25 protein-coding genes and 1 riboswitch are annotated in these 25,261 nt (G+C 59.8%); of the genes, 6 read left to right on the top strand and 19 right to left on the bottom strand.

Annotated elements, in window-relative coordinates; all coding sequences use genetic code 11:
• Window positions 1-16: 16 nt before the first annotated feature.
• The 3 genes from msrB to chrA all read right to left on the bottom strand — a co-directional run bounded on the left by msrB (window position 17) and on the right by chrA (window position 2,401).
• Entirely contained in the window at window positions 17-442 is a 426-nt protein-coding gene (msrB, locus tag AC13DD_RS01445) for a peptide-methionine (R)-S-oxide reductase MsrB (protein ID WP_008171070.1), read from the bottom strand.
• Window positions 443-453: 11 nt separating this feature from the next.
• A complete protein-coding gene (msrA, locus tag AC13DD_RS01440; RefSeq protein ID WP_008171069.1) occupies window positions 454-1,107 on the bottom strand; it encodes a peptide-methionine (S)-S-oxide reductase MsrA in 654 nt (217 codons plus the stop codon).
• Between the two features lie 112 nt (window positions 1,108-1,219).
• On the bottom strand, window positions 1,220-2,401 hold the full coding sequence (gene chrA, locus AC13DD_RS01435) for a chromate efflux transporter (protein WP_482930748.1): 1,182 nt from the start codon (window positions 2,399-2,401) through the stop codon (window positions 1,220-1,222).
• Between the two features lie 165 nt (window positions 2,402-2,566).
• Between chrA and AC13DD_RS01430 the strand changes: the two genes are divergently transcribed.
• Window positions 2,567-3,541: a metallophosphoesterase gene (locus AC13DD_RS01430; protein WP_482930747.1), complete on the top strand. Its 975-nt coding sequence runs from the start codon at window positions 2,567-2,569 to the stop codon at window positions 3,539-3,541.
• Here the strand turns inward: AC13DD_RS01430 and AC13DD_RS01425 are convergent.
• The 3 genes from AC13DD_RS01425 to AC13DD_RS01415 all read right to left on the bottom strand — a co-directional run bounded on the left by AC13DD_RS01425 (window position 3,538) and on the right by AC13DD_RS01415 (window position 5,776).
• Window positions 3,538-4,020, bottom strand: coding sequence for a CDP-archaeol synthase (locus AC13DD_RS01425; protein ID WP_008171063.1), 483 nt, complete (start codon window positions 4,018-4,020; stop codon window positions 3,538-3,540). The genes AC13DD_RS01430 and AC13DD_RS01425 overlap by 4 nt on opposite strands.
• A 27-nt stretch (window positions 4,021-4,047) precedes the next feature.
• Window positions 4,048-5,424 carry a class II fumarate hydratase gene (locus tag AC13DD_RS01420; RefSeq protein ID WP_482930746.1) on the bottom strand — a complete coding sequence of 459 codons (1,377 nt, stop codon included), beginning with the start codon at window positions 5,422-5,424 and terminating at the stop codon, window positions 4,048-4,050.
• Between the two features lie 67 nt (window positions 5,425-5,491).
• The gene (locus AC13DD_RS01415) at window positions 5,492-5,776 is read right to left on the bottom strand and encodes a hypothetical protein (protein WP_008171059.1); all 285 of its coding nucleotides are present in this window, start codon (window positions 5,774-5,776) and stop codon (window positions 5,492-5,494) included.
• A 192-nt stretch (window positions 5,777-5,968) separates the two neighbouring features.
• Here AC13DD_RS01415 and AC13DD_RS01410 point away from each other — a divergent pair, with 192 nt between their 5' ends.
• The 3 genes from AC13DD_RS01410 to AC13DD_RS01400 are packed head-to-tail and all read left to right on the top strand — an operon-like array spanning window position 5,969 to window position 9,455.
• Window positions 5,969-7,447, top strand: a complete 1,479-nt coding sequence (locus AC13DD_RS01410; protein WP_104270877.1) for a response regulator — start codon at window positions 5,969-5,971, stop codon at window positions 7,445-7,447.
• The gene (locus AC13DD_RS01405) at window positions 7,447-8,088 is read left to right on the top strand and encodes a helix-turn-helix transcriptional regulator (RefSeq protein WP_039881850.1); all 642 of its coding nucleotides are present in this window, start codon (window positions 7,447-7,449) and stop codon (window positions 8,086-8,088) included. The genes AC13DD_RS01410 and AC13DD_RS01405 overlap by 1 nt, the downstream gene beginning before the upstream one ends.
• Window positions 8,085-9,455 carry a sensor histidine kinase gene (locus tag AC13DD_RS01400; protein ID WP_008171053.1) on the top strand — a complete coding sequence of 457 codons (1,371 nt, stop codon included), beginning with the start codon at window positions 8,085-8,087 and terminating at the stop codon, window positions 9,453-9,455. Before AC13DD_RS01405 ends, AC13DD_RS01400 begins: the two co-directional genes overlap by 4 nt.
• Here AC13DD_RS01400 and AC13DD_RS01395 read toward each other — a convergent pair.
• The 13 genes from AC13DD_RS01395 to exaC all read right to left on the bottom strand — a co-directional run bounded on the left by AC13DD_RS01395 (window position 9,427) and on the right by exaC (window position 23,684).
• Complete coding sequence (locus AC13DD_RS01395; protein ID WP_053113090.1) at window positions 9,427-10,551, bottom strand: OprO/OprP family phosphate-selective porin; 1,125 nt, start codon at window positions 10,549-10,551, stop codon at window positions 9,427-9,429. The two genes, AC13DD_RS01400 and AC13DD_RS01395, sit on opposite strands and share 29 nt — an antisense overlap.
• Window positions 10,541-11,125, bottom strand: coding sequence for a DUF4956 domain-containing protein (locus AC13DD_RS01390; protein WP_104270876.1), 585 nt, complete (start codon window positions 11,123-11,125; stop codon window positions 10,541-10,543). The genes AC13DD_RS01395 and AC13DD_RS01390 overlap by 11 nt, the downstream gene beginning before the upstream one ends.
• A complete protein-coding gene (locus AC13DD_RS01385) occupies window positions 11,109-11,867 on the bottom strand; it encodes a polyphosphate polymerase domain-containing protein (protein WP_273093981.1) in 759 nt (252 codons plus the stop codon). Before AC13DD_RS01385 ends, AC13DD_RS01390 begins: the two co-directional genes overlap by 17 nt.
• On the bottom strand, window positions 11,864-13,654 hold the full coding sequence (locus tag AC13DD_RS01380) for a CotH kinase family protein (RefSeq protein ID WP_273093978.1): 1,791 nt from the start codon (window positions 13,652-13,654) through the stop codon (window positions 11,864-11,866). The genes AC13DD_RS01385 and AC13DD_RS01380 overlap by 4 nt, the downstream gene beginning before the upstream one ends.
• Window positions 13,655-13,770: 116 nt before the next feature.
• Complete coding sequence (locus AC13DD_RS01375; RefSeq protein WP_273093976.1) at window positions 13,771-15,537, bottom strand: PAS domain-containing hybrid sensor histidine kinase/response regulator; 1,767 nt, start codon at window positions 15,535-15,537, stop codon at window positions 13,771-13,773.
• Window positions 15,521-16,684, bottom strand: coding sequence for an alcohol dehydrogenase-like regulatory protein ErcA (gene ercA, locus AC13DD_RS01370; RefSeq protein ID WP_053113095.1), 1,164 nt, complete (start codon window positions 16,682-16,684; stop codon window positions 15,521-15,523). Before ercA ends, AC13DD_RS01375 begins: the two co-directional genes overlap by 17 nt.
• A gap of 44 nt (window positions 16,685-16,728) precedes the next feature.
• Window positions 16,729-18,651, bottom strand: coding sequence for a S9 family peptidase (locus tag AC13DD_RS01365; RefSeq protein ID WP_273093973.1), 1,923 nt, complete (start codon window positions 18,649-18,651; stop codon window positions 16,729-16,731).
• Window positions 18,617-19,753 carry a pyrroloquinoline quinone biosynthesis protein PqqE gene (gene pqqE, locus AC13DD_RS01360; protein WP_482930745.1) on the bottom strand — a complete coding sequence of 379 codons (1,137 nt, stop codon included), beginning with the start codon at window positions 19,751-19,753 and terminating at the stop codon, window positions 18,617-18,619. The genes AC13DD_RS01365 and pqqE overlap by 35 nt, the downstream gene beginning before the upstream one ends.
• Complete coding sequence (gene pqqD, locus AC13DD_RS01355) at window positions 19,750-20,025, bottom strand: pyrroloquinoline quinone biosynthesis peptide chaperone PqqD (RefSeq protein ID WP_482930744.1); 276 nt, start codon at window positions 20,023-20,025, stop codon at window positions 19,750-19,752. The genes pqqE and pqqD overlap by 4 nt, the downstream gene beginning before the upstream one ends.
• Window positions 20,025-20,780 (bottom strand): pyrroloquinoline-quinone synthase PqqC, encoded by a 756-nt coding sequence (gene pqqC / locus AC13DD_RS01350; protein ID WP_482930743.1) that lies wholly within the window; start codon window positions 20,778-20,780, stop codon window positions 20,025-20,027. The genes pqqD and pqqC overlap by 1 nt, the downstream gene beginning before the upstream one ends.
• Complete coding sequence (gene pqqB, locus AC13DD_RS01345; protein WP_482930742.1) at window positions 20,777-21,706, bottom strand: pyrroloquinoline quinone biosynthesis protein PqqB; 930 nt, start codon at window positions 21,704-21,706, stop codon at window positions 20,777-20,779. Before pqqB ends, pqqC begins: the two co-directional genes overlap by 4 nt.
• Window positions 21,707-21,759: 53 nt before the next feature.
• Complete coding sequence (gene pqqA, locus AC13DD_RS01340; protein ID WP_007153157.1) at window positions 21,760-21,831, bottom strand: pyrroloquinoline quinone precursor peptide PqqA; 72 nt, start codon at window positions 21,829-21,831, stop codon at window positions 21,760-21,762.
• Between the two features lie 332 nt (window positions 21,832-22,163).
• Entirely contained in the window at window positions 22,164-23,684 is a 1,521-nt protein-coding gene (gene exaC, locus AC13DD_RS01335; RefSeq protein ID WP_482930741.1) for an acetaldehyde dehydrogenase ExaC, read from the bottom strand.
• Window positions 23,685-24,059: 375 nt separating this feature from the next.
• Window positions 24,060-24,165: riboswitch (guanidine-I (ykkC/yxkD leader) on the top strand.
• Between the two features lie 58 nt (window positions 24,166-24,223).
• On the opposite strand from exaC, the gene AC13DD_RS01330 reads away from it, so the two are divergent.
• Window positions 24,224-24,949, top strand: coding sequence for an urea amidolyase associated protein UAAP1 (locus AC13DD_RS01330; protein WP_482930740.1), 726 nt, complete (start codon window positions 24,224-24,226; stop codon window positions 24,947-24,949).
• 13 nt (window positions 24,950-24,962) lie between these two features.
• Window positions 24,963-25,208 carry a DUF1989 domain-containing protein gene (locus AC13DD_RS01325; protein WP_482930739.1) on the top strand — a complete coding sequence of 82 codons (246 nt, stop codon included), beginning with the start codon at window positions 24,963-24,965 and terminating at the stop codon, window positions 25,206-25,208.
• The last annotated feature ends 53 nt before the right edge of the window (window positions 25,209-25,261 follow it).

The raw sequence follows: 25,261 nt of genomic DNA, 5'->3' as shown, positions 1-25,261 counted from the left end.
GCCCCCTTTTTTCGTCTCAGGCGTTTTCCTGAAACACCATGGCAACCGAATTCAGGCAGTAGCGCTGCCCGGTTGGCGGCGGGCCGTCAGGAAAGACATGGCCGAGATGGCTGTCGCAACGGGGGCAGCGGATTTCGGTGCGGGTCATGCCAAGACTCGTGTCCTCAATGTAGCGGATATGCTCCGGATCAAAGGGCTGGAAGAAACTCGGCCAGCCGGTTCCCGAGTCAAACTTCGAGTCCGAGCTGAACAAAGGCAGATCGCAAAGCCGGCAGTGGTAAACACCGGCTTTTTTGTTATCCAGCAAGGTTCCGCAGAACGGATGCTCGGTGCCATGGTCGAGCAGCACGCGCCGCTCCTCCGATGTCAGATCCGCAGCTTTCTCCTCAACCTGTGCTTCGTTAAGTGGTGTCAGGTCATAACCTGCAGCGGAAACTCCCATAGTCTGCCTCCTCAGGCGGTGCTGCCTGCGTCGTTGTCTGTAAATTCCGGCTTCAGGCGATCAGGATAACTGTCTACAAGCTTTTCCATTTTCGGGGCGGCCACGGCCATGATGTATGGCTGGTAGGGATTCCGGGCAGCAAAGTTCTGGTGGTACTCTTCTGCCGGGTAAAATGCCTCCAGCGGCTCCAGCGTGGTCACTATCGGGTCCGGGTACACTTCGGCCTGATTGAGCTGATGGATGTAGGCCTCGGCTACCCGCCGCTGTTCGGCAGTCTCGTAGAACACAGCCGAGCGGTACTGGGTGCCCCGGTCGTTGCCCTGGCGGTTCAGCTGGGTGGGATCGTGAGCAACCGAGAAGAACACCTTTAGCAGTTCGCCAAAACTGACCCTGGCAGGGTCATAGTGAACATCGACCACTTCTGCGTGGCCGGTAGTACCTGAGCATACGGCCTCATAATTGGCAGAGCTGGCGTGACCGCCAGCGTAACCGGACTCAACACTGGTTACGCCATCGATGGCCAGGAAAACGGCTTCCACACACCAGAAACAGCCGCCAGCCAGCACGACACGCTGTTCGCCCTCGGCCGCAGGCAGGTCCTGTTCAGGATCGGGAAAACGGCTACGTGGTACGTTGAGACCCGGGATACTGCAGGATGTCGTCATGGTAACCTCTGCGTTCGAATTATCTGCCTTTAACCGCTCGATTGTGGCTGGAAACCTGCTGATTTGCCAACCCGTGTGCCGGCTCGGGAAGAAAGGATTATATGTACGTTGATCAGGACAGCAGGATCACTCCAGCCAGCGCACTCAGCGGCGCCAGTAGCCAGACCGGAACCCGCCAGACAGCGAGACAGACCCAAATAGCGAGCACGAGTGCCAGATCCTGCGCACCATGGACGGCGGAGACCCAGACCGGATCATAAAGAGCCGCCAGCAACAACCCCACCACGCCTGCATTCACCCCGGCCAGTGCTGACCGGGCGCGACGATGCTCCCGAAGCCAACTCCATAGGGGAAGACCGGCGAATACAAGCAGGGTTCCCGGGAGGAACACAGCCAGTACCGCAATCACACCACCGAGAACACCGGCCTGTGAACCACCCAGAAATCCTGAAAAGGAAAACAGCGGCCCCGGTATAGCCTGGGCAACGCCATACCCCGCCAGGAAAGTGTCCGCCGGCATGGCACCGGAGGCCACGAAGCCCTCCTGCAGCCAGGGCAGCACAACATGTCCGCCGCCAAACACCAGGGCACCGGCCCGGTACATTTCAGAGCCTATCCAGCCAAGACTGCCGGTGGCCTGAGGCAGGAACGAAACCAACAACAGAATCAAAAAGGCCCCTGCAAAAAACGCAGGTTTCCGGGATTGCAGGGGCACATGAAGCGGCTCAGATGTTTCACTGCTCCCCACCCCCAGAAAGGAACCCACAGCCCCGGCAATGACCAGCGCCAGTATCTGCATCCAGGTTTCGCCCATCACCAGAAGGCTCACCGCTACCAGCAACGCCATGGCGATTCGGGGACGGTCCGGGCACAGGGTTTTTCCCATCTGCCAGACCGCCTGGGCCACCACCGCCACCACAAACAACTTGAGACCCTGTATCCAGCCGCCACCGCTGGCCTCTGGCCAGGCGTTCAACCCCAGCGCAAGACCAATCATGATCACCGCCGATGGCAGGGTGAACCCCAGCCATGCTGCGAGTGCGCCACGGTAATGGCCGCGCAGGAACCCGATGGTCAGACCGACCTGGCTGGAGGCCGGTCCCGGCAGCAACTGGCAGAGGGCCACAACTTCTGCGTAGGCACTGTCTGAGAGCCACCGCCGACGTTTGACAAATTCATCGTGAAAGAATCCGAGATGCGCTGCCGGACCACCAAACGACGTCAGCCCCAGCCGAAGGAACAGCAGGAAAATCTGGCTGAACGACAGCCTGTCATCACTCGATGGTTCCGTCATAAAACTCCTGAGTCTGTTGCTCCGCTGGCTTAACCGTCAGTGTGTCATCAAACATGAACATTGTGTCGTTTTGGTTGCATACCTTCGAGGGCCATCCATAATGACAGACAGGGTTTGCCACTTAGTACATCTGCCATGCCCGGCTCGGCATATAAGGGAAGAAAAATGACGGCAAGGGCTCGTACACCGGAGAACCAGGATGAACTCCTGGAATACCGCCTGAGCCTGAGGCTCGGCCCTGTTCACGCCCGCCAGAGGCTCGGCATTGAACGGGAAGCTGAAGCGAAGGTATTCGGGCAGGATCACAGCTCATTCCATCTGGAAAACTGGGCCACGGCGCCCGGCTTTATCCGTACCTGTTTGCGCATGGTTGGCCTTTGGGGCCGGGGCCAGAGCAACAGCCGGCGTCTGTACACTGTGCACAATCATTTCCAGCTTCCCGGCCTGCCGGAAGCCTTCGAGGGCTTTCGCATTCTGCATCTGACCGACCTGCACGTAGACATGGACGAAGCCAACCTGCAGGCAGTCCTGCGCCAGATCGAACCGTTAGACTACGATCTGTGCGTGTTGACCGGCGACTACCGGAAACTCACGTGGGGCCCGATTGAGGGCGCCCTGGACGGCATGGCGCGGCTGAGGGACGGTATAAAAAGCAAGCCCTATGCGGTTCTGGGTAACCACGACAGCGTTCGCATGGTACCGGCATTGGAAGACATGGGTTACCAACTGCTGATGAACGAAATGGCGCCCATTGAACGGGGAGGCCAGACCCTGTACCTCGCGGGTGTGGACGACGCCCACTTCTTCAAGGTCCACAACCTGCACCAGGCGGGGGACAATATCCCTGCGGGAGGCACCAGCATCCTCCTCAGCCATACGCCGGAGATCTGGCGCGAGGCTGCCCACGCCGGCTACGACGTCTTTCTCTGCGGACACACACACGGCGGCCAGATCTGCCTGCCCGGAGGTATACCGGTGACTCTCGACTCTGACTGCCCGCGCACACTCGGTCGAGGTTACTGGCGGATGAATGGCATGCAGGGCTACACCTCACCGGGTTCCGGAACGTCCGTGGTAAACGTTCGCCTGAACTGCCCGCCGGAAGTAACCCTTCACACCCTGACTCGCGGCCCGGTTTAGTGGGGCTGCCGGCGTATACCGAGACGGTAGAGCAGCGGTGAGCCATAGATGTTGGACAGGGTAAAAACCACCACGACAACCAACACTACCCACAGGCTCACCGGCAGCCACCACATCGCCAGCAGCATGGGCAGGAGGGCTTCCGGGATCTGATCCAGCCCGACAGCCCGGGCACTTGATGCCAAACCCATTCGACGCTTCATGAAGCTGCTCAGAAGATCTCCTCCCAGCCCCAGCAGGCCGAACAGAAGCCCGAACACGAATCCCAGCCCGGTAAACAGCGCAAAAAGCCCGCAAGCCAGTGCACCGGATACAACACCCCGCCAGGTTTTGCTTTCACCAAATACGGGGCGACCATCGGACAGCAGTCGACCGCCGTCCACCGGGGCCGACCAGCGGTTTTTCAGCAGCCCGGCCGCAACCACCGGCGTGCCGTTGGCCAGCACCAGCATCACAAACAGCTCCAGGATGATCAGCAAGCGTTTGCGCCCCTCTGAAACGACCGATCAGGCGATACCGCGCCGGGTCAGCTTGAGCGGATCCATCAACTCCTCGAGCCGCTCCCGGCTCAGGCCGCTGCGTTCCTCCGCCACATCGATGACTGGCCGGCCCGTTTTATATGCCTCCTTGGCGATGTCTGCCGCCAGGCTGTAGCCGATCTCGGGATTAAGCGCTGTCACCAGTACGGGATTCTTGCCCACACCTGCGTTCAGGTTGTCGGCATTGACCGTGAAATCCTTGATCGCCTTGTCCGCCAGCATGATGGCCGCATTGGCGAGCAAATCGGTCATGTCCAGCAGGTTACCGCCCACCAGAGGGAGCATGACGTTGAGCTGGAAATTACCGGACTGACCGGCAATGGCCACGGCGCTGTCCAGCCCCATCACCTGGGCGCCGACCATGGCCACGGACTCCGGGATGACCGGATTGACCTTGCCCGGCATGATACTGCTGCCCGGTTGCAATGCCGGAAGACTGATTTCAGCCAGGCCGTGAATAGGGCCGCTGTTCATCCAGCGCAGATCGTTGGCGATCTTGGTAAGCACGATGGCTGCTCCGCGCAATTGTGCGGAGAGGGCCACCGGGGCATCCACCGCGCTCTGGCCGGTGAATTTGTGATCGAGCGACGTAAAAGGATAGCCGGTGTTAGCCCGCAGGAACTTGACGAACTGGCCCGGAAATTCCGGTAGCGCATTGATTCCGGTACCCACCGCCGTGCCGCCCTGGGGAACGGCCAACAGCTCATCAGCCGCGGCTTCTACCCGCTTTTCCACGGCCAGAAGCTGTTCGCGCCAGGTTTTCAACTCCTGGCCGAGGGTCACGGGCATGGCATCCATCAGGTGGGTGCGGCCGGTTTTTACCTGGCTGGAAAACGCCGCTTCCTGCTCGTAGATCACACCGCAAAGATGCGACAGCGCCGGCAGCAGCTTCTCCTTGGCTGCAATCACGGCACTCACGTGGATCGCCGTTGGAATCACGTCGTTGGAGCTCTGGCTCATGTTCACATGATCGTTCGGATGCACCTCGAAGCCTGCGTTGCGGGCGATACTGGCGATCACCTCGTTGACATTCATATTGGTGCTGGTGCCGGAGCCGGTCTGGTAGCGGTCTACCGGAAACTGATCCGCGTACTCGCCCTTAACCAGATCTTCGCAAGCCTGGGAGATCGCATCCCGCAGATCGTTGTCGAGCAGCCCCAGGCTGGTATTGGCCTCGGCGGCCGCGCGCTTGATCTGGGCAACAGCGGCAATAAACGGCTGAGGCATCAGCTGGCCACTGACCGGGAAGTTTTCCACCGCGCGCTGGGTTTGAGCGCCCCAGAGCGCATCCGCAGGTACCTGTACGTCCCCGAGGCTGTCGGTTTCCGTTCTGAATTCGCTCATATTCCCTCCTGTCCGTGCATTTGCACTGTGGGCTTCTTGGCGTGTACGCCAGGGGCCCGGCCATGGCTCAGCCGCCGCCCTGGGATCTGAGCCGGACATGGTCGCAGATGCCCGTAACCTGTTCAAAATTGAGGATCAGGGTATGAACGGTGTTGGTGTAGGTGTCGTGCAGGTGAAACTTGTAACGGTGCTGCTTTTCACCCTGCAGAAACGCATCGTACTCGCGGACCAGCTCACGCACATCCCCACCGGAATCCTTGCTCCAGGTCGCATTGAACGGACCCAGCACGGCACCGCCAGCCAGGCAGATGGTGACTTCGTGATTCGTCAGACCATTCTCAGGAACTGTCATGGTTATCTCCCTTTCGATGAGCCTCTGGTAAGTGTAGTCGCTCCTGACGCCAGGACAGTCCATAGTGCCAAGGCTGTCACAGAACCAGGTTTTCATTGCCGGCAAAGGCACTGCTGTAGGAAGTTCCTACACCGCTAAGCCACTGTTGTTGCTAATCTCTTCCCTACCCCATTAACAGGATACAGAGTAATCATGGCGACCAGCGGAGCGGCGGAGATCCTTCTCCGGTATGACGACGACCAGGACCGACAGCACTTCGAAACCTTGTTTGCCAGCGATTTCGTTATTCACGCGTTCGCCACTGACCAGGGGGCACTCGACTACCTGCCCTCGGCTGCCACCATACCCACCGCCATCGTTCTGCTTCCGAACCGCGCTGATGACTATCTTGAGTCGTCGCTACTGGCACGGGCCAGGGACCACCACCCCCGGATTCTGAAGATCCTCATAGGAGATGCCATTGCGCTGAACCTCCTCGTGAAACTGCTCGACCATCAGCTGGTCGATCGCTGCTTCGAACAGCCGGTCAATCCCGATGTTATCCGGTCGCACGTGCTCACAGCCGCGCTTACCCGCGAAGGACAAACCTTCTCTCCGGATACCAGCGAGGCCCACGAGGGCCCCAAACCGGCGATTCTGATCGTGGATGACGAACCGACTGCCACCCGTTATCTGTCGAGGCAGTTGGAGCGCATGCAGGACGAATTCCGCGTGCTGAGCGCCATCAGTGCAGAAGAGGCTCAGCTCGTGTTGCAGAAAGACAGCGATGTCGCGGTGGTGATGACAGACCAGAGAATGCCCGGGATGCATGGCAAAGAGCTGCTGGACGAACTACGCCAGTCGCACCCGACAATTGTCCGAATTCTCACGTCAGCCTGGGGCGAGGTTGATGTGGCCATGGATGCAGTTAACGAGGGCCGGATCTTCCGCTATCAGAAGAAGCCATGGAACGCAGCCGAATTGCTGTCGCTCTTCCGCAAGGCTCTTGTCCAACATCGCACCCTGGTCTCTGCAAGAGACCGTTCACGCTCAATTGCAGAACAACAGTTCGCGGAGCTTCGCCAGCAACGACGAGCCAGACTGCTTGAACATCTAAACGAGCGAGTGGACGGTTTTACCGGCGAACCGATCACCGCCGACTTTCTGGATGCCCTGGCAACCGTTCGCACACTTCCTGCCCAGCCACCCCATCTGCGCGCAAGCCGGGAAACCGCGCTTGAGCATGATCTTGTAAGAGACTTTGCCGGAATGGTGGGCAGGCAGCTCAGCACCCTTCAGCCAGGCCACGTGCACGGCATCCAGAACCGGCAAGCCTTTGACCAGGCTCTCGCGAACGCCTTGGAGAACCCGGCAGGCACGAGCGAAACACAAACACCGTTGATGGCCCTTTGCCAGGCACTGGCAACCCTGATGAAGGCCTCCGGGCTGGAGCGCTCTGCTCTGGAATTGACCCGGACCGAAAGCGGCCTCATGGTCGCCAGCGCCAGCCCACTTCACATGTACAGCCATCTGCTGGCGCCAATCACCCGCCTCTCCCGCCCCCTGCTGGAGCAGCAGAGCGCTCTTCTGATGCTCTTCGTAAGCACCCGACTGCTTGCTGGCGATATCGACGTGACCGGAGGCGACCAGTGTCTTCGATTGAGTCTCCATCTGCCGGCCAGGGCAGACTGATGGCGTCAGGTCAGCGCAGGCTCAGGTTGTACGTCACCATGGGGCAGCGACTGCTCCGTGACAGCCTGCTATTCCAGATCCTCTTGCACGATGAGGTCGAGCTGGTTGGCGAATCGGAGACCGGAGTGGCAACGCTCAATCGGCTAAAGAGGGCCACCCCTTCGGTACTGCTGATTGAGGAAAACCTGCAGGACAACGACGGGCTCACCATCGCCGAGCATGCATTGGCGGTGAATCCGTCATTGTCCGTGCTGCTGATATCGGACACGCCGGTCAGCAGCGGGCGGATGGCGATCTATCTGGAAGCAGGCATCAAGGCCGTGGTGTCCAAGGACCAGCCAGTGCAGGAGTTGATCAAGACGCTCTTCTACATTCGAAACGGGCAGGTTTATGTCGGTAACTGGCAGCAGGAACCAGCACCGGCCGCCATGCTCGCCTATCAGGCCTTGTCCGGACGGGAGCGGGAAGTGGCACAGCTGATGGCCAGCCGGCTGCCGGTACGCGATATTGCAGGCAGGCTTGGCGTTTCCTGCAAGACGGTGCATTCCTACAAGGACCGGATTTTCGTGAAATTGGGCTTCGAGCGCCTGCCCGAGCTCATTCTCTTTATGCAACGACACCAACACGGAGCCGCCGAGTGAAACTGCTTTCCGGGATGGATCAGATCCGCCAGCTGCCCGCCTACCGACAGCGACGCTTCGAACGCTTCTACCACACCCAGTATCGGTACCGGGTGCTGCCCCTGTTCGCCGACGTTTACCTGGTGATTGCCTTTATCGGTACCCTGCTGTTTCTCGGGGGCCTGGCCCTGAACCCGGATGCACCGGACGTATTCGGTATCTACCTCATCTACACCGCGATTCTGACCGGTCTGATCGCCGCTCACCGGTTCACGCGCCTGCGCCGGTCAGCGCCGATGATTGTCTACCTGGTGTTTTTCAACATGGCGGCGTTCAGCTACCTGGGATACATGACAACGGGCGCGTCGCTCGCTCCCATCGTGGGCTTGTTCTTTTTCATCAGCTCCGTGGGCATCATTACCCTGTCCCTGTTCCACACCAGCGTGATTATCCTGATCAACCTGACACTGCTGGTACTCGCCACGTTCGTGGCGGTCGACAGCACTCAGGTAAGCGACACCCTGATCGGCATTCTGACCAACTGGCTGATTCTGATGTGCCTGGTGGTCGCACCGCTATCGGCCTGGTTCCTGTCGCAGTTCCTGCGCAACCTGCTGGCGCTCCAATTCCTGCTCCGAGACCGGAATCGACAACTTTCCCGCACTTTGGAAACCCTGAAATCAACGGAAGAAAGACTGGCCCAGGAACAGAAACATCAGGCCCTTAGCCATATGGCTAAGGGGCTGCTCCACGAGATCATGAACCCGTTGAACTGCGCCAGCCAGGCCGTGGATTTTGCCAACTCGGTAAACCGGGATGTCGAGGTCGCAGACGCCCTGACCGACGCTAGCACCCACCAGAAACGCATTGCCGATATTGTGTCTGACCTGATCGAGTTTTCCCGCCCCGTCCCTGAACACAGCCTGGAAACGGCAGACCTCGGCAAACTGGTGACCACCGCCACCCGCTTCTGCCAGCATCAGCTACGAGGTGTCGAGCTTCAGACTGACATCCCGGAGGGAACGACCGTTCCCTGCTATCCATCTGCCCTGACCCAGGTGTTCGTTAACCTGCTGCTCAATGGCGTCTCTGCCGTGAGCAAAAACCGGCAGCCCGGCAAAATCGAGATAACGGCCGAAAGCGCTGACAGTGCCCATCGAATCGTAATTCGGGACAACGGCCAGGGCATCGCGCCAGACGATATGAAGCGGCTCACTGATCCGTTCTATTCCACCAGTGATACACCGGACAACCTGGGGCTGGGCCTCAGTATCTGTCAGACCATCATGCGCCATCACAAGGGCAACATGTCGATTACCAGCGAACCCGGCCAGTGGACGCAGGTGACCCTCACGCTGCCTAGAACCGCAGCACAGCACGCAGGGTAACAGCGTCTCCGTCCGGCACGGCCATCAGGGTATTGCCGCGAATATCCGGCATCAGGTAATTCAGGCGCAGCTGGAACAGCTCGCCCAGATACCAGGCAAGACCCAGCAGCGTCACACTCGCCTCGGCGCCCAGGTTCCGGTCTCTCAGGTCCACAGCACTGTGCCGTGCCACCAGTTCCAGGGCGCCCGCCCGGTGCCGGGGCTCTATCCAGTCAAACTCACCCCGGCTGTAATAGCGCCGATCATCGGTCAGGAACACACCGGCCTGGAGGTAGGCGCCACCGAACTGCCAGCGTGACCCGTCGGTTCGACGCACGCTCTGAGCCATGGCCTCCGCCACGAGGGTCAGACGATGATAAAGCCAGGCGGCCTCGAGACCTGCCAGCCAAGCATCACCAGCCTCGAATCGTGGGCTGCGGATGACATTATCGGCACTGAACACCTCTCCCTCATCCTTGATCTGAAAGCGGCTGTCGCCAAGATCACGATAAGAGGCCGCGGCGCCCAGATGTAGGGTCTGGTTTTCTGAACGAATGGGGGCACGGGTCAGTCTCGCGGTTATAGCGTGAGTGGAGCCACCATCGGGCTCATCGGTGAACAGACCCAGGGACCAGGTGCCGCGTTTGCGGTACTGCCCCGCCATAACACCGATGGAACGCCCCGGTGCGAACGCCGAGGTCACCAGCGAACGTTCGCTGGTGTTCAGGCTGGTGTAGCTGGCGAGGCGTTCCAGGCCAAAAGGCTCCTTGAAGCGCCCAATTTGAGCCTCGAAACGGCTCTCCCCGTCATACAGGAGATAGGCATCGCCCAGATCCAGCTCTTTCTTGTCGCCTTCAATCTTGTAGCTGCCATCCAGCTCTGCCTCCCAGCGCTTGCCCAAGGCCAGTTCCAGTTCAATTTTCGCATTTCTCAGGACGCCCCGGGCTGTGCTGCGCTCACCGTCTTCATCATAAAATGACCCGTAATGGTCAACACCGGCGGCGACGTAACCGCCCACTTCTGCCTCGACAGGGGAAGCCACAGCGAGCAGAGGCTGTAACATGAACGCCAGTGTCAGACCGATCACCAGCCACGCCCATTTCAGCTCAGCGAGCATGATCGGCCTCCTGACGAAAGTGCATACGTAGCATGGCGGTGTCCCTCAGATAGCTGACAGACACCACATCCACCCGGAACACATCCAGACCGGTGCGCTCTCGCAGGTCCGCAATGAGCAACTCCCGGCGGTCCCGGTGAACGTTCTCTATCTTTTCGTACTCCACCTCTCTCTCACTGTGTCGCGGCAAAAGCACATGGGTTTCGAGCACCAGCGCCAGAACGATGACCAGCAGGTTCAGAAACACCAGCTCCAGGTGGTGCATGTTGCCAACTGCTGCCAGCAGGGCCATGGCGATCACCAGAAACAGGTAGGTCATCTCTTTTATGCCCAGGGCCTCGGTTCGGTACCGGAGCATCGAGAAAACGGCGAACAGACCGAAGGCAAAGCCCATGGTGACGGTGACCGAATGCAGCAATGCGGTCACCAGGAAAACGCCGACACCAAAAAGAATGAACGAGGCGGCATTCTCCCGGTGACGGGAAAACGCGTAGTAGCAGCGAATCAGCACAAACACGGAGGCGGTATTGATCAAAAGCCGGATCGCAAAATGGACATCAACTGCAGATTCCATGAAGTCTCCTTAACAGCGGTTTGAAGCGATTGGTTTTGCATTCGTGGCCGAACAACAGGCTTGTGCCGATGCAGTATTTGCTGAACTGCACGGGGCGGCAGCCGAGCTGACCAAGACGTTCCAGGAAAGGGGAATATGGGACCTTGCGATCGTACTTGACCTCGAAAACGGCAACATCAGGCAGGCACAGACCGCTGCGACGGTCGGCCGAGTGAAAACCCAGCCCTGTATCCACCGTAATACGCTCGGTCCCCCGTGCGCTCATGAAGGTCATCCGGCGGTAGCCGACAAAAAGAGCCGGCAGCATCCCTGCCACCGGTCGGCCCAATTGCTCTTCAAGGAAAGGGACCACCCGGCTGCTCGCAACGGTTTGCGATGTCAGCGGCAAACGGTTCTTGATGGTTCTCTCCCTGTTGTTCTTTTTCTTGACCTCCAGGAAGCTGTCCCCGGTTTCACGGTAGTGCCGGATACGGAGCTTGAACCGGTTCAACTTGCCGTTGTGGTGATCCAGGTAAAGCTGGCGTTCCGGTGTATCGAAATACAGGGTGTCGTAGGTGAACCGCCGGCGCCCGTCGATCTCCAGGATGGAGTAATGGTGCTCCAATCCACGCAGACAGGCATCCAGCAGGTATGCAGGCACCAGAAACTTGGTGTCGACCCGATTCATCAAACGGGCCTGCATCTGTTCGGCCAGACAATGCCCGCGGAATTCTTCCAGCGGGCTGGCGACAGCCATGTTCATCGAATCGCCGAATCGTATTCCAGGGTGGCGTTCAGGCTCAGTTCCACGTCGCCCTCACTGGCCCCGGATCCCACCCCGATGACAGTAATACTGCCCTCTGCGCCAAGGGCCAGGGTGCGCACATCCCCGGGCTGGCTTTCATCCACCTCAAACAACAGAGCGTTGGTGGCAAAGCCATGGAACTCGTGTGTGCCCGGCACGTAATCGGATGCCTCGATAAACAGTTGCAGCACATAGGGCGTGAAGTTGTCGTTGATATCCGCGCCAATCAGCAGGAGGCTGATCACCGCCGGCTTTGATTCGCGATCAACCGAGTAAACCAGGCTGTCCACCTCGAAGGCGGCAAAAGTCAGGCTCGCGTTCACCGCCCGACCTCCGGGCAGCGTGAAGCGGAAGGCACCTGTGTCGGCACCGTCCTCGGACTTGATGGTGCCGGTCAGGCTGGTTGTCGCCGGCACGCTGCAATCCGGTTGCGTGTCCGCAAGCCGGTACACTTCCCCGGAGGGCGTCTCCTCGGCGATGGCCTGTTCAATAACAGCTCGGCGGGCAGGCCGGAAATCGTCATCACCGGCCACGCCGCGGCCACCAATGAAGGCATTCAGGCTGGCCGTCGCCTCCGCGCTGGTGCCGGTGAGTTCACGTATCCGCTCCACTTCCGCCAGCAAATCGGCCTCATCCCACTGGGTGGCCAGCAGGTCTTCAAGCTCGGCCTCATAGCGCGCCCGGTACTCGGGAATGCTGAAAAGCCGGTCCGCCAGCGAGAAGTTGCGGTATAGCACCCCCGTGAGCGGCCTCAGGGGATGCGCCCCACGAAAGGCCGTATCAGCGCCCCAGGGAATAAAATGGAACAGGCCGTCTCCGGGGTCCCGATAGATGTGGAAATTGTTGGCGTTGCCAGTGGCGGAATCCCAGGCGCCCAACAGGGTTTCCACCGCCCAGAACCGGATGAATTCATCCACATCCACCAGCTGCGGCAATACATTCACCATCTGCTCATCGGGCAAGGCCAGAGCATCGGTAACGGCCTGCAGGTCAGTTCGGTCGTTTTCTTTTTCGTTGGTCTTTTTCTCAAAACGTTCGCTCAGCCAGGTACCGAAGTCCGCCGTTTGGGCTTCGTACTGGTTACCGTCGTCGTCCCCGAATACCCGTGCCAGAAAGGGCTTCTTGATAGGCTCGACATTGGTAAACACACCCAGATCCTCGCCATTGACAGACACTCTGGCGTAATTGCATTTCGGCGCCGCGAGCCCGGCCTGCCGAAACTGGTCATAGGCCATGCACTGGCGGGCATTGGAGGGGTCCTGGCGGTTGTTGTTCAGGGTCATCCGGGTCATGTTCTGATAGGTGCGACCAGGCCAGAGATCGTTAAAATCGAGCTTGAGAGAGGGGATACTGGGGCTCAGGGAGCCCATGTAGCCCTTCTTGCGCACGATCACCCGGTCCATGCGGTCACCGTCGATGGTGACGCTGGCCGTGAATTCCGTGTATTCGAACTCGGGCACACATTCCCGGTCGGTGCTGGCCAGGGTTCGGGCTTCCGATTTCAGTTTGCTGAAATCGGCGGAGCTCATGGTGACCGACACATCAATCAGCCGCTCGGGATCATAAAGCTCGGCATCGCCCCCTATGTTCACGGGCTCCGCCGGGGGTTCGAAATCCGAGGGGCTGGACACCTCCGTCTCGCCGCCCCCACCGCCGCAACCGGCCAACAGCACAGCGCCGATCATTGCCAGCCACCAATGCCCAAATCCACTGCCGGCTTTCCGGCCAATCGTTGTTGTTTTCATCTGTTACTCCCTCAGATGTTTTGAAACCTGCCGGTATCGGAGACCGGTTGAGGGAGTATTTCGCGAAGGGCTTCAGAGTGTATGTAAGAAGGTCTTACAGGACGGGCGAGAAGGGGTCACGCCGAGGCAGAGGTCAGCAGGCTGGTCATCAGGGCCCTGAGCCGGTTGGGTTTCACCGGCTTGTTCAGTATTGGCAGGTACTGGGCGCGCAGTATCTTGCGGGTGTCATCGCTGCGATCTGCGGTAATGATGGCGGCGGGAATATCCCGACCAAGGTGGCGGCGAACCCCGTGAACTGCATCGTAACCGGTTCGCTCATTGTTCAGGTGATAGTCCGCAAGGATAAGGGCCGGTATCTGGCCGGTTTGCTCGAGAGCCTCCACGGCCTCTGCCTTGCTTGCGGCTGTGAGCACATCACAGCCCCAACGCTCCAGCAGCAACTGCATGCTCTCCAACACCGCCGGCTCGTTGTCGATCACCAGCACCGGCACACCATCAAAGCCATCGGCGAAATTCTGGAGCGAATCTGTACGGGCCATATCCGGTCTGGCCTGAGCGGGTTCAAGCGGCAGGGTCAGCACGAAGCGGGAGCCACGACCGGGCCGTGATGACACATCAATGTCGTACCCCAGCACCCGAACCATCCGTTCCACGATGGCCAGCCCCAGGCCCACACCCTGCCGGCCGCCGGTGCCCTGGGGCAACAGCTGGTGAAACTCGGTGAAAATGTCCCGCAGCTTGTCTTCCTCGATGCCAACACCGGTATCCCAGACTTCAATCCGCAGACGGTCGCCGCGGGATCTCAACGCCATGACAACACCGCCCTTGCGGGTGTACCGGAAGGCATTGCTGAGAAGATTTCGGAGGATACGGGTCAGCATGCGCCGATCTGTTCGCACCATCGCCGGAATGGTGCGTACCCGGAACCCGAGGCCGGCATTGCTGGCAACGGCCTCGAACTCCTCCCCGAGGGATCTGGCCAGGGCGGCCACATCGGTATAAACCAGATCAGGCTTCATTGCCTGCTGGTCGAGCTTGGAGATATCCAGCAGGTCCGCCAGCAGGTCTTCGGCGCCCTCCAGAGCCCGATGTACCTGGTGCACCATGCGGGTTTCCTGTTCCGGCAGCGTGCTGTCCTGGAGCGCGGATATCATCAGCCGGGCTGCATTCAGGGGCTGGAGCAGGTCATGGCTGGCCGCCGCGAGATATTTATCCTTGCTGCGGTTGGCCTCTTTGGCGGCTTCCATGGCAACAAAGAGCTCGCGCTCAACCTTCTCGCGCTCCTCAATCTGGTAGCGCAGGCCCACATTGGCATTCTGCAGTGCTTCGGTCCGCTCTTCCACGCGCCGCTCGAGGGTGGCGTTCAACTGCTCCAGTTTCTGCCGGGCCAACACTCGCTCGGTAATGTCGGCAACGAAGGCTTCCACCACTTCCGGTCCGAGGTCCGGGCGTCGCAGCAGGGTGACAGCAACGTGGACCGGCGTGCGATCAGCACGCTGGAAACGGGTTTCCCGGGCACTCAGGCTGCCCTCGTTGAGAAGCTCCTGCCGTATGGCATCGAATTCACTGGAACTGCAGAACAACTGTTCACGGAGCCGGATGACCTTTTCCGTGAGCGCCTCGGGGCTGTCATAACCGCAGATTCTCGCCATCGCCGGGTTGCAGGCCAGAAAGCCGCCCCGCAGGTTGGCCTGGAAGATACCGTGCAGGGCGTTCTCGAACAGCCATTTGTAGCGGTTGCGTTCCTGCTCCAGCTCGTCAATGCGTTCCTGCAGAGCCGGGTAATAGTTCTTGCGGACGGACTGGCTGCCCAGCCCGAGAAGATCGCCAATTCCGTAGCTACTGTCCTGTTCGCCATCCTTGCTGTCAGAGGGCTTCTTCATAGACAACCTGGACATCCCGCAGCGACGACTTCCGGGGGTTGGTGAGAATGCACGGGTCCTGCAACGCAAAGCCGGACAGGTGGGGAATGTCGGACACCGAAACACCCAGCTGGGCAAGACGGGCCTCCAGACCGACCCGCCGCTTGAGCTCCACAATACGGTTCATCAGCCGCTTCTTGATTTCCGCTTTGTTCATACCCCGGGTATCGATATCCATGGCTTCGGCAACGCGGCGGAAACGATCTTCGGCAGACTGGAAGTTGTAAGCCACCACGTGCTCCAGCAGCAGCGCATTACACAGACCATGGGGCAAATCCAGGAAACCACCCAGGCTATGGGACATGGCGTGTACTGCCCCGAGAATGGCATTGGAGAAGGCCAGCCCCGCCTGCATGGAGGCCAGCATGATCTGCTCCCGGAGATAGGGATCTGCCGTGTTGTCCACCAGCGGCTCGAGATTCCGGTTGATTAACCGGATTGCCTCCAGGGCATGGGTATCGGTCAGCGGGCCGCTGCCAGTCGACACGTAAGCCTCAATGGCATGCACCAGGGCATCCACCCCGGTGCAGGCGGTGAGGTAGGCATCCATGGTCTCGGTAACTTCCGGATCGATCAGGGAAACATCCGGCACTACGGCCTTGCTGATGATAGAAAATTTGAAACGGCGGTTCGGGTCGGAAATGATCGCGAACTGGGAAACATCCGCCGAGGTGCCCGCCGTGGTCGGAATCAGGATCAGGGGCGGTGACGGATTGGTGATGGTGTCGACGCCCTCGAACTCCAGGATGCTGCGACCATGAGTGGCGACGATACCGATGCCTTTGGCGCAGTCCATGGGGCTGCCGCCACCGATGGCGACAATGACATCACATTCACTGGATTTGTAGAGCTCGGCCCCGGTCATCACCTCATCCACCTTGGGGTTTGGTGAAACACCGGTATAAACGGTGGAGCGGATACCTGCATCGGTCAGCAGCGTCACGATCTCATCGACCCAACCGGCGGCAGCCACACCCGGATCGGACACCAGAAAGACATGCCGGGCACCGAAATTACTGGCGAAGTTGGCCACGGACTTCCGGGAGCCGGCACCAAATACGATTTCCGGTGAGACAAACTTTCGCAAGCTGGATATATCGTGACTCATCAGACTGCACTCGACCGTTTGTTGTTATAGGAATAGCCGAGAGTTTAACTCAAGTTCTCCGCCTGATCATTGGCCTTTTGGCTATGCTTTCGGTAGAAGCTGAACATCCATTCGAGCATACCGGCCTGATTGGCCTGTCGCCGGAAACCATGCCCCTCGTCTTCAAACCAGTGCAGCTCCGGCGCCCTGCCCGCGGCTTTCATGGCCTCGGTCATTGCCCGGGTCTGCTCAGGCACCACAACCCGGTCCTGTCCGCCCTGGAAAAAGATCATGGGCGCGGTAATGCGTTCGGCGTGCAACAGGGGCGTTCTCTCCTGCCACCGCTCCGGGTATTTTTCTGGCGACCCCAGTAGCCAATCCAGATAACCGGATTCAAACCGATGGGTCATGGCCCGTAAACGCATGGGATCCGTTACGCCGAACATGCTCGCGCCAGCGGTGAAACGCCTGCTCCGGATCATCGCCATCAGGGCCGTGTAACCCCCGGAGCTGCGACCCTGGATAAACACCCGTCTCCCATCAGCCAGGCCGAAGGAGGCAAGGTGGTCTGCCGCCCGTTCCATATCCGCGACATCCGCGTCACCCCACCGACCTTCCAGGGCCAGGCGGAACTCACGACCAAAGCCGGTGCTGCCTCGATAGTTGATTTCAGCGACGGCAAAGCCCCGCTGACACCAGTACTGAACCTGGGGATTGAACACCGGATAGGCCGCCGAAGTGGGTCCTCCGTGAGCAATCAGAATCAGTGGAGGGACGTCTGGCGTGGCCAGCTTCGGAGTGTAGAAAAATCCGTGGATAGAAGCTTCACCCGGGTTCAGAGCCGGAATCTCGATATCCAGCGGCAGTGCCGCCCGCGGCTCTGGCATGGCCTCCTCGCCCCCGGCAATGGTGCGGGCCTGGCCGGTCTCGAGATCAATCTGGAGGACCGCGTCCAGGCGGGTGGCGGCTCGCCCGATGCAGTAAAGATGCTCGCCAGCCGACTGCAGACATCGGAAGTCGCCAAAGCCCCGGGCAACCCGGATTGCTTCACCCGTTTCGCCGGAGCTTAGCCAGAGCTCGCCGGTCCCATTGCAGTAACGAACCCGGGCCCAACTGCCACTGCCTGTCGGGCAGTGGTGGGATTCACCCAACTGCCAGGGCGCGTTGCCATGATCCCGGGCTGGCGATTCGGTGGCGTGCCAAGCGCCCTCGCCCGAAGTATCAATATGCCAGGGTTGCCACCAACCCCCGTGGTCTGACAAAACCCAGAGTTGGTTGCCATCGAACACCGGCTGCTGTACCGACGCCTCAGAAGGTGTGGGCCATTCCCGGCCTTGATCCAGCAATCCATCTTCAGAGCAATTTGCGGTCCACAGCCGTGAACGCAGCCAGGGCATATCCGGCAACTGCCAGCTGGTCCAGGCAACCTGACTGCCATCGGCCGAGACCGCCGGCGCGCTGTAAAAATCCAGGCCGGAATGAAGCACCGAACGCTCGCCCAGCATGGAGACGGCAACCAGCTGCTGCTTGCCCTCTGCTTCCCGTACCGCGAGCACCCGTCGACGGGACTGGTCAGCGACCAACCCACCATAGGCCGCTCCGGGGTCATCGGTCAGGTTGTGGCACTGGCCGTCGGGCAGACTGACAAACCGTATCTGTTGATCCTCGCCAACCACGAACACACCGCTGTCGGCAGCCGCCAGGGCGCCACCACCATAGCCATTTACCCGGCTGCGGATGCCAAGATCATCAGGTCCAAGGCGAACAGGCCCCTGATCGGAAAGGTGCCAGAGCGTATTGCAGCCGCGTGCCGGATCCGTCTCCAGCCAGAACACACCCGCCGGGGCCACCGCAAGTTCCCCACGCTGGACATGCGCCGAGCAGGCCTCGTAGGCACTCAGTACCGTTTTGTCGTGGTGATGGCCGACCAGTGCAGGCTTGATGGCGGAGTTGTTAACCCCGGAAGAAAAGCCGTGAATTATCCGCATTTCGATATACCAGTTCAGTCAGGCCGGCCGTGGCATGATCGGCAGCTTTCCTCGCTGCCAGTATTCGATCATGATACGACGATTTGTTGCATACTGGATCTGCATTATCCGCATTACCGGTCAAAAGATAGGCCTGGCAGCGACAGCCGCCGAAGTCCTTTTCCTTCTCATCGCAGGAACGACAGGGCTCCGGCATCCAGCTGTCGCCGCGGTAATGGTTGAATCCCGGGCTGTCGTACCAGATGGCCTGAAGATCCATGTCCCGGACATTGGGGAAATCGATGGGCAGAAGCCGGGCGCTGTGGCATGGCAATGCTGTGCCATCCGGCGCCACGGTCAGGAACAGATTGCCCCAGCCGTTCATGCAGGCTTTCGGCCGCTCCTCGTAATAGTCGGGAGTCACAAAGATCAGCTTCATGGCGGAGCCAGATTCCTGAAGCCGCTGCCGGTACTGGTTCACTTCCTGTTCCGCCTGCACCAGCTGGGCTTTCGAGGGCATCAATCCTTCCCGGTTTTCAAACGCCCAGCCGTAATACTGACAGGTGGCCAGCTCAACATAGTCCGCGCCCAGACGCTCACAGAGGGACATGATGTCGTTCATCTGGTGGATGTTGTGCCGGTGGATCACGAAGTTGAGCACCATCGGATACCCGGCTTCCTTCACCGCCCGGGCCATGGCCAGCTTCTGGTCAAAGGCCTTGCGGGAGCCAGCCACGGCATTGTTCAACTCCGGATCCGAAGCCTGGAAACTCACCTGGATATGGTCCAGCCCGGCCTCGGCAAAGGCATCCACCTTGGCGTCTGTCAGCCCCAGGCCGGAGGTAATCAGGTTGGTGTAATAGCCCAGGTGCCGCGCCTCGGCGATCAGTTCCGCCAGGTCCGGGCGTACCAGTGGCTCGCCCCCGGAGAAGCCCAGCTGGGCCGCGCCCATTTGCCGGCCCTGTCTGAGCACACTCACCCACTCCTCGGTGGTCAGTTCCCGTTGGGCCTGGGCAAAGTCCAGGGGGTTGGAGCAGTAGGGGCATTGCAGCGGGCAGCGATAGGTCAATTCCGCCAGCAGCCACAGGGGCGGTCCGGCATTGTGGGGGTTGGTGCAGCTCATGACAGTTCGATCCAGTGTTGTTGCCCGGCGTCCTGCAGGAACTCACTCACGTCCTTGCCGAGCGGGCCGGCGTCCGGAAACTGCTGTTCCAGGCTCGTCACAATATCGGCCACGGTGCACTGGCCGTCCACCTCATTGAGAATCGCACCGGCGCTGCCGTTGAGCTTGACCATACCCTCGGGGTAAAGCAGCACATAACTTTCCTGGGCCGGCTCCCACTGGAACCGGAACCCCCGGCGAAAACGCGGTACCTGATGCATGGCGATCTCCATTACAGCCCCCGGTGCCAGACCTGTTCGTCGGTCACGGTGTGGTACGGCGGGGTACGGTGGCTGTAGGCCATGGTCATGGCATCCAGCATGGTCCAGAGGATGTCCAGCTTGAACTGGAGGATCTCCAGGGCTCGGGTCTGCTCAGCTTCGGTGGTGAAATGGTCGAGGGTGATGGTCAGCCCGTGCTCTACGTCTCGTCGGGCTTCCGACAGGCGCTTGCGGAAGTAGCTGTAGCCGCTCTCTTCAATCCACGGATAGTGGGCAGGCCAGCTGTCCAGTCGCGACTGGTGGATCTCCGGGGCGAACAGCTCGGTCAGGGACGAGCAGGCCGCCTCCTGCCAGGTCGCCCGGCGGGCAAAGTTCAGGTAGGCATCCACCGCAAAGCGGACCCCCGGCAACACGTGCCGCTGGTCAATCACCTCTTCGCGGCTCAGGCCCACCGCTTCTGCCAGGGACAGCCAGGCCTCGATGCCGCCGACATCGCCGTCGTGACCATCATGGTCCAGAATCCTCTGCAGCCAGAGACGGCGCACACCGGCGTCCGGGCAGTTGGCCATGATCGCCGAATCTTTCTGGGGAATCTTGATCTGGTAGTAGTACCGGTTGGCCACCCAGCCGCGGATCTGTTCAGGCGTGCATTGCCCGCCGTACATGGCTTTATGGTACGGGTGGTGGATGTGGTAGTACTGGCCCTTGGCCCGCAGGGCCTGCTCGAAGGCTGTCCGGTTCATGGCGGTGTTGGCTTTGGCGTTCATGGCTGCCCCGACAGGTCGATGTGCATTCCGTCCCAGGACACCTCTATACCGTGGCGGGTCAGTTCCGCCCGCTCAGGGGAGTCCTCGTTCAGGATCGGGTTGGTGTTGTTGATGTGTATCAGGATCTTGCGCTGGGCCGGCATGGCATCGAGCACCTCGATCATGCCGCCCGGGCCGCTCTGGGCCAGATGGCCCATGGCCTGGCCGGTCTTGGTGCCCACTTCCTGGCGGATCATCTCGTCGTCGTGCCAGACGGTCCCGTCTACCAGCAGCACGTCGGCCTGGCGCATCCAGCCGAGAATACGGTCGTCCGGCTCGCCCAGGCCCGGGGCATAGAGGACTGTCTGGCCAGTGCGGGTGTCTTTCAGGAACAGGCCTATGTTGTCGCCCGGGTGTGGGTTGTCCCGGCGCGGTGAATACGGGGGTGCGTTGCTCAGCAGCGGGATGGCGGTCAGCTCGATGGATGGTGCGCAGGGAATGGTAAAGGGCGTCTGCTCGCACGCTTCGATGCGTTGCCAGTTCAGGCCACCGTTCCAGTGCTTGAGCATGGTGAACAGGGGAAAACCACCGCTGAGGTCTTCATGCACCTGTTCGGTACACCAGACGTCCATCGGCAGTCCCTCGCGCAGGGACAGCAAACCGGTGGTGTGGTCCACCTGGCTGTCCATCAGCACGATGGCGTCGATGCCGGTATCGCGAAGCTCGCGGGCCGGCTGCATCGCTTCAAACGCGGCTAGCTGGGCGCGGATATCCGGGGAGGCGTTAAACAGGATCCAGTGCTCGCCGTCTTCACTGACGGCAATGGAGGACTGGGTACGGGCCTTCGCGTTCAGGGTGCCCTTTCGGAAGCCGTCGCAGTTGGCGCAGTTGCAGTTCCACTGGGGAAAGCCACCGCCGGCGGCGGAGCCCAGAACGTGGATGAACATGGCAGGTTACTCCTGAGACAAAACGGCCAGCTCGAGGCTGGCCGCGTCTGTACTCAGCGGTTGGCGAAGTACATGGTGACTTCGAAACCGATGCGCAGATCTTCGTAGGCTGGTTTGGTCCACATAATGCTCACCTCTGTTGTCATGATTGTCAGGGCATTGCGGGTGAATCAACGACATTGCCGATAACCCAGTTCCCATCCTATCGGCCGGGGCAAGGGGCCAATATGGTACTTTGGAACTGTTTTGGTGCCTCCCTAGGTCGCACAAGCCAGCGGCAGTCCAGGCCCTGGCATGAAACGAAAAAAGGCCCTGGGAAGGGCCAAAAGAGAGTGACAGAAATACCCGAACTCTCGTCAGAGAGCTTCCCCGGCCAGATGCCGGGAATGAAGGTGCACCTCCACTGTGCTGACTCACAGGCGGGCCCGTGTGGGAGGCCCGCCTACCGCTCACAAATTCAGAAGAAACCCAGCGGGTTGATGTCGTAGCTGACCAGCATGTTTTTGGTCTGCTGGTAATGGTCCAGCGCCATCTTGTGGTTTTCACGACCAACACCAGACTTCTTGTAACCACCGAAGGCGGCATGGGCCGGGTACTGGTGGTAGCAGTTAGTCCAGACACGGCCCGCCTCTATGGCGCGCCCCATCCGGTAGGCACGGTTGATGTCGCGGGTCCAGAGGCCGGCACCCAGTCCGAACTCGGTGTCGTTGGCAATGGCCAAGGCTTCTTCCTCGGTCTTGAAGGTGGTCACACCCACCACCGGGCCGAAAATCTCTTCCTGGAATACCCGCATGTTATTCCTGCCTTTCAGGAGGGTGGGCTGGACATAGAAGCCATTGTTGTACTCACCTTCCATTTCTTCGCGACCACCACCGGTCAGCACTTCCGCACCTTCCTGCTTGCCAATTTCCAGATAGGACATGATCTTGTCGAACTGTTCCTTGCTGGCCTGGGCGCCCACCTGCACATCAGTATCCAGCGGATTGCCGCGCTTGATGGACTTCGTACGCTCAACGACCTTGGCCATGAATTCGTCGTACATGTCTTCCTGGATCAGCGCGCGGGACGGACAGGTGCACACCTCGCCCTGATTGAAGAACGCCAGCACCAGGCCTTCCACACACTTATCGATAAACTCCGGCTCGGCTTTCATGATGTCGGAGAAGTAAATGTTGGGGGATTTTCCGCCCAGCTCTACGGTAGACGGAATAATATTCTCGGCAGCGCACTTCAGAATATGGGAGCCAACCGGAGTGGAGCCGGTGAAGGCAATCTTGGCGATACGCTTGCTGGTGGCCAGAGCCTGACCGGCTTCAATGCCGTAACCGTTGACGATATTTACCACGCCTGGGGGCACCAGATCGCCGATCAGCTCCATCAACACCAGAATGCTGGCCGGGGTCTGCTCGGCTGGCTTCATTACGGTGCAGTTGCCAGCCGCCAGGCATGGCGCGAGCTTCCAGACGGCCATCAGGAGCGGAAAGTTCCAGGGAATAATCTGGCCGACAACGCCCAGTGGCTCGTGGTAATGGTAGGCAACCGTGTTGTTATCAATGGCACTGGAGGTGTCTTCCTGGGCACGGATGCAGCCGGCGAAATAACGGAAGTGGTCCACGGCCAGCGGCAGGTCAGCGTTGATGGTCTCACGCACCGCCTTGCCGTTATCCCAGGTTTCGGCAACCGCCAGCATCTCGATGTTCTGCTCAATGCGATCGGCAATTTTCAGCAGGATGTTGGAGCGCTCCGTGGTGGAGGTCTTGCCCCAGGCCGGCGCGGCCTTGTGAGCCGCATCCAGGGCCAGTTCGATGTCCTCGGCGCTGGAGCGGGGAATTTCACAGATCACCTCACCGGTGACCGGGGTGATGTTCTCGAAATACTGGCCTTTTACCGGGGCAACCCACTCGCCACCGATGTAGTTCTCGTAACGGGATTTGAAAGAAACGACGGAGCCATCCTTTCCTGGTTGTGCGTAGATCATGATCTCGACCTCTTGTTGTGTTTGTCACAGGGCAACGCGGCCTTTCGCGTTTACCCATTCAATGTAGACCCCAATTCCCAAGGTTTGAATGATGCGATGGAGGCGAAAAACTCCTCCCTTGGTAGTAGATGGCTTGAAGGCCATGCCATCAGTGGTCTGGCTCTGGAATCAAACTCCGAAAATAAATGCACTGGAAGCGCACCGATCGATGCACAAAAACGGTGCGCTCGCCCAGGCAGGGAGCAACACTGCCCCATCCCGGAACTTCCACCTCAATAAAATCAGCGACTTGCCGATTGGCATGGACTCTGCAGTACATTCAGCACGCAGCGAGACGTCGGTTACTGAAACCACAATCAAAGCGCCACAATCTGACCAATGGTCGACTAGGGTTCCGGTCTGCAACCACAAACGCAGACGACTGGTCCGAGAGTTGACGACCTTTTCCAAGGTTACACGGCGGGACAAAAGCCCGGGAGGATCGCTCAGTTACTGACGCCTCTCGCTTTTTTGGATGCCCTAACTAGGAGGAAAAGGCCATGTTGCAAACCGCAGCCCCCCTCTACGACGATCTGATTCCCGGCGGATCCCACTGGTCCTTTATCGTGCGCCGTGGCCACGTGCTGCGCCTGATTGACGAAACCGGCGGTGCCAACGTCGGCATGTTGATGTACAACCCCGAGAACCCGCTCGAGCGGTACAACATGCCGGACACCCTGAAAAACCAGCACACCTTCCTGCTCACCAAGGGCCACGTGTTGCTCTCGGACATGGGCCGGGTATTTGCCTCCATCATCCGCGATGACCTGGGCTGGCACGACACCGTCGCCGGCACCTGCAATGCCGATCTGGTGGAAAAGCGCTGGGGCAAAAAGACCTATCAGGAAGCCCATAATCACTACCACCGGAACGGTTTCAAAAGCTTTCTGAACGAACTGGCCAAGTACGGCCTTGGCAAGAAAGACCTGACCGCCAACCTGAACTGGTTCAGCAAAGTAAAAACAGATGACGACGGCAACATGGCCTTCTCCGAGGGCCACTCCCACGCCGGCGCCACAGTGGACCTTCGATTCGAGATGGACACCATCGTGGTGCTGCACACCTGCCCGCATCCGATGAATCCGGCCAGCGAATACCCCAGCCATCCGCTGCGGTACCAGTTGTTCAAGGCGGCCCCGGTGACCGATGCCGATCCGTGCAAAACCTCGTCGCCCGAGGCGACACGGGCATTTGCCAACACCGCTCTTTATCACCTGATGCAGTAATGGGAGGCCGGAGATGATCAAGCAAAGCACATTGAAGCCCGAAAATGCCGCCTTCCGTGAAACCGTACCGGCAGGCGAGTATTTCCTGAAAGTGGTGAACGCCGGCGAAACCATCCGGATTCTGGATCTGGAGGGCAACCAGGCCGCCGACACCCTGTTCTACAACGCCCATAATCCGTATATGGTCTCCTCCCCGTTTGCAAGGTCTCAGCACTCAATGTCAGGGACAGGTTTGCGCCCGTATATCCGGCCTGTTTGATGAGGCGGCTTTGTCGCCTCTGGCCTTGATGGAAGATCCGCGCCTGCCGTCCT

It is taken from the genome of Marinobacter sp. L-13 (assembly GCF_056857715.1).
This window is presented reverse-complemented; position numbering and strand designations above follow the sequence as displayed.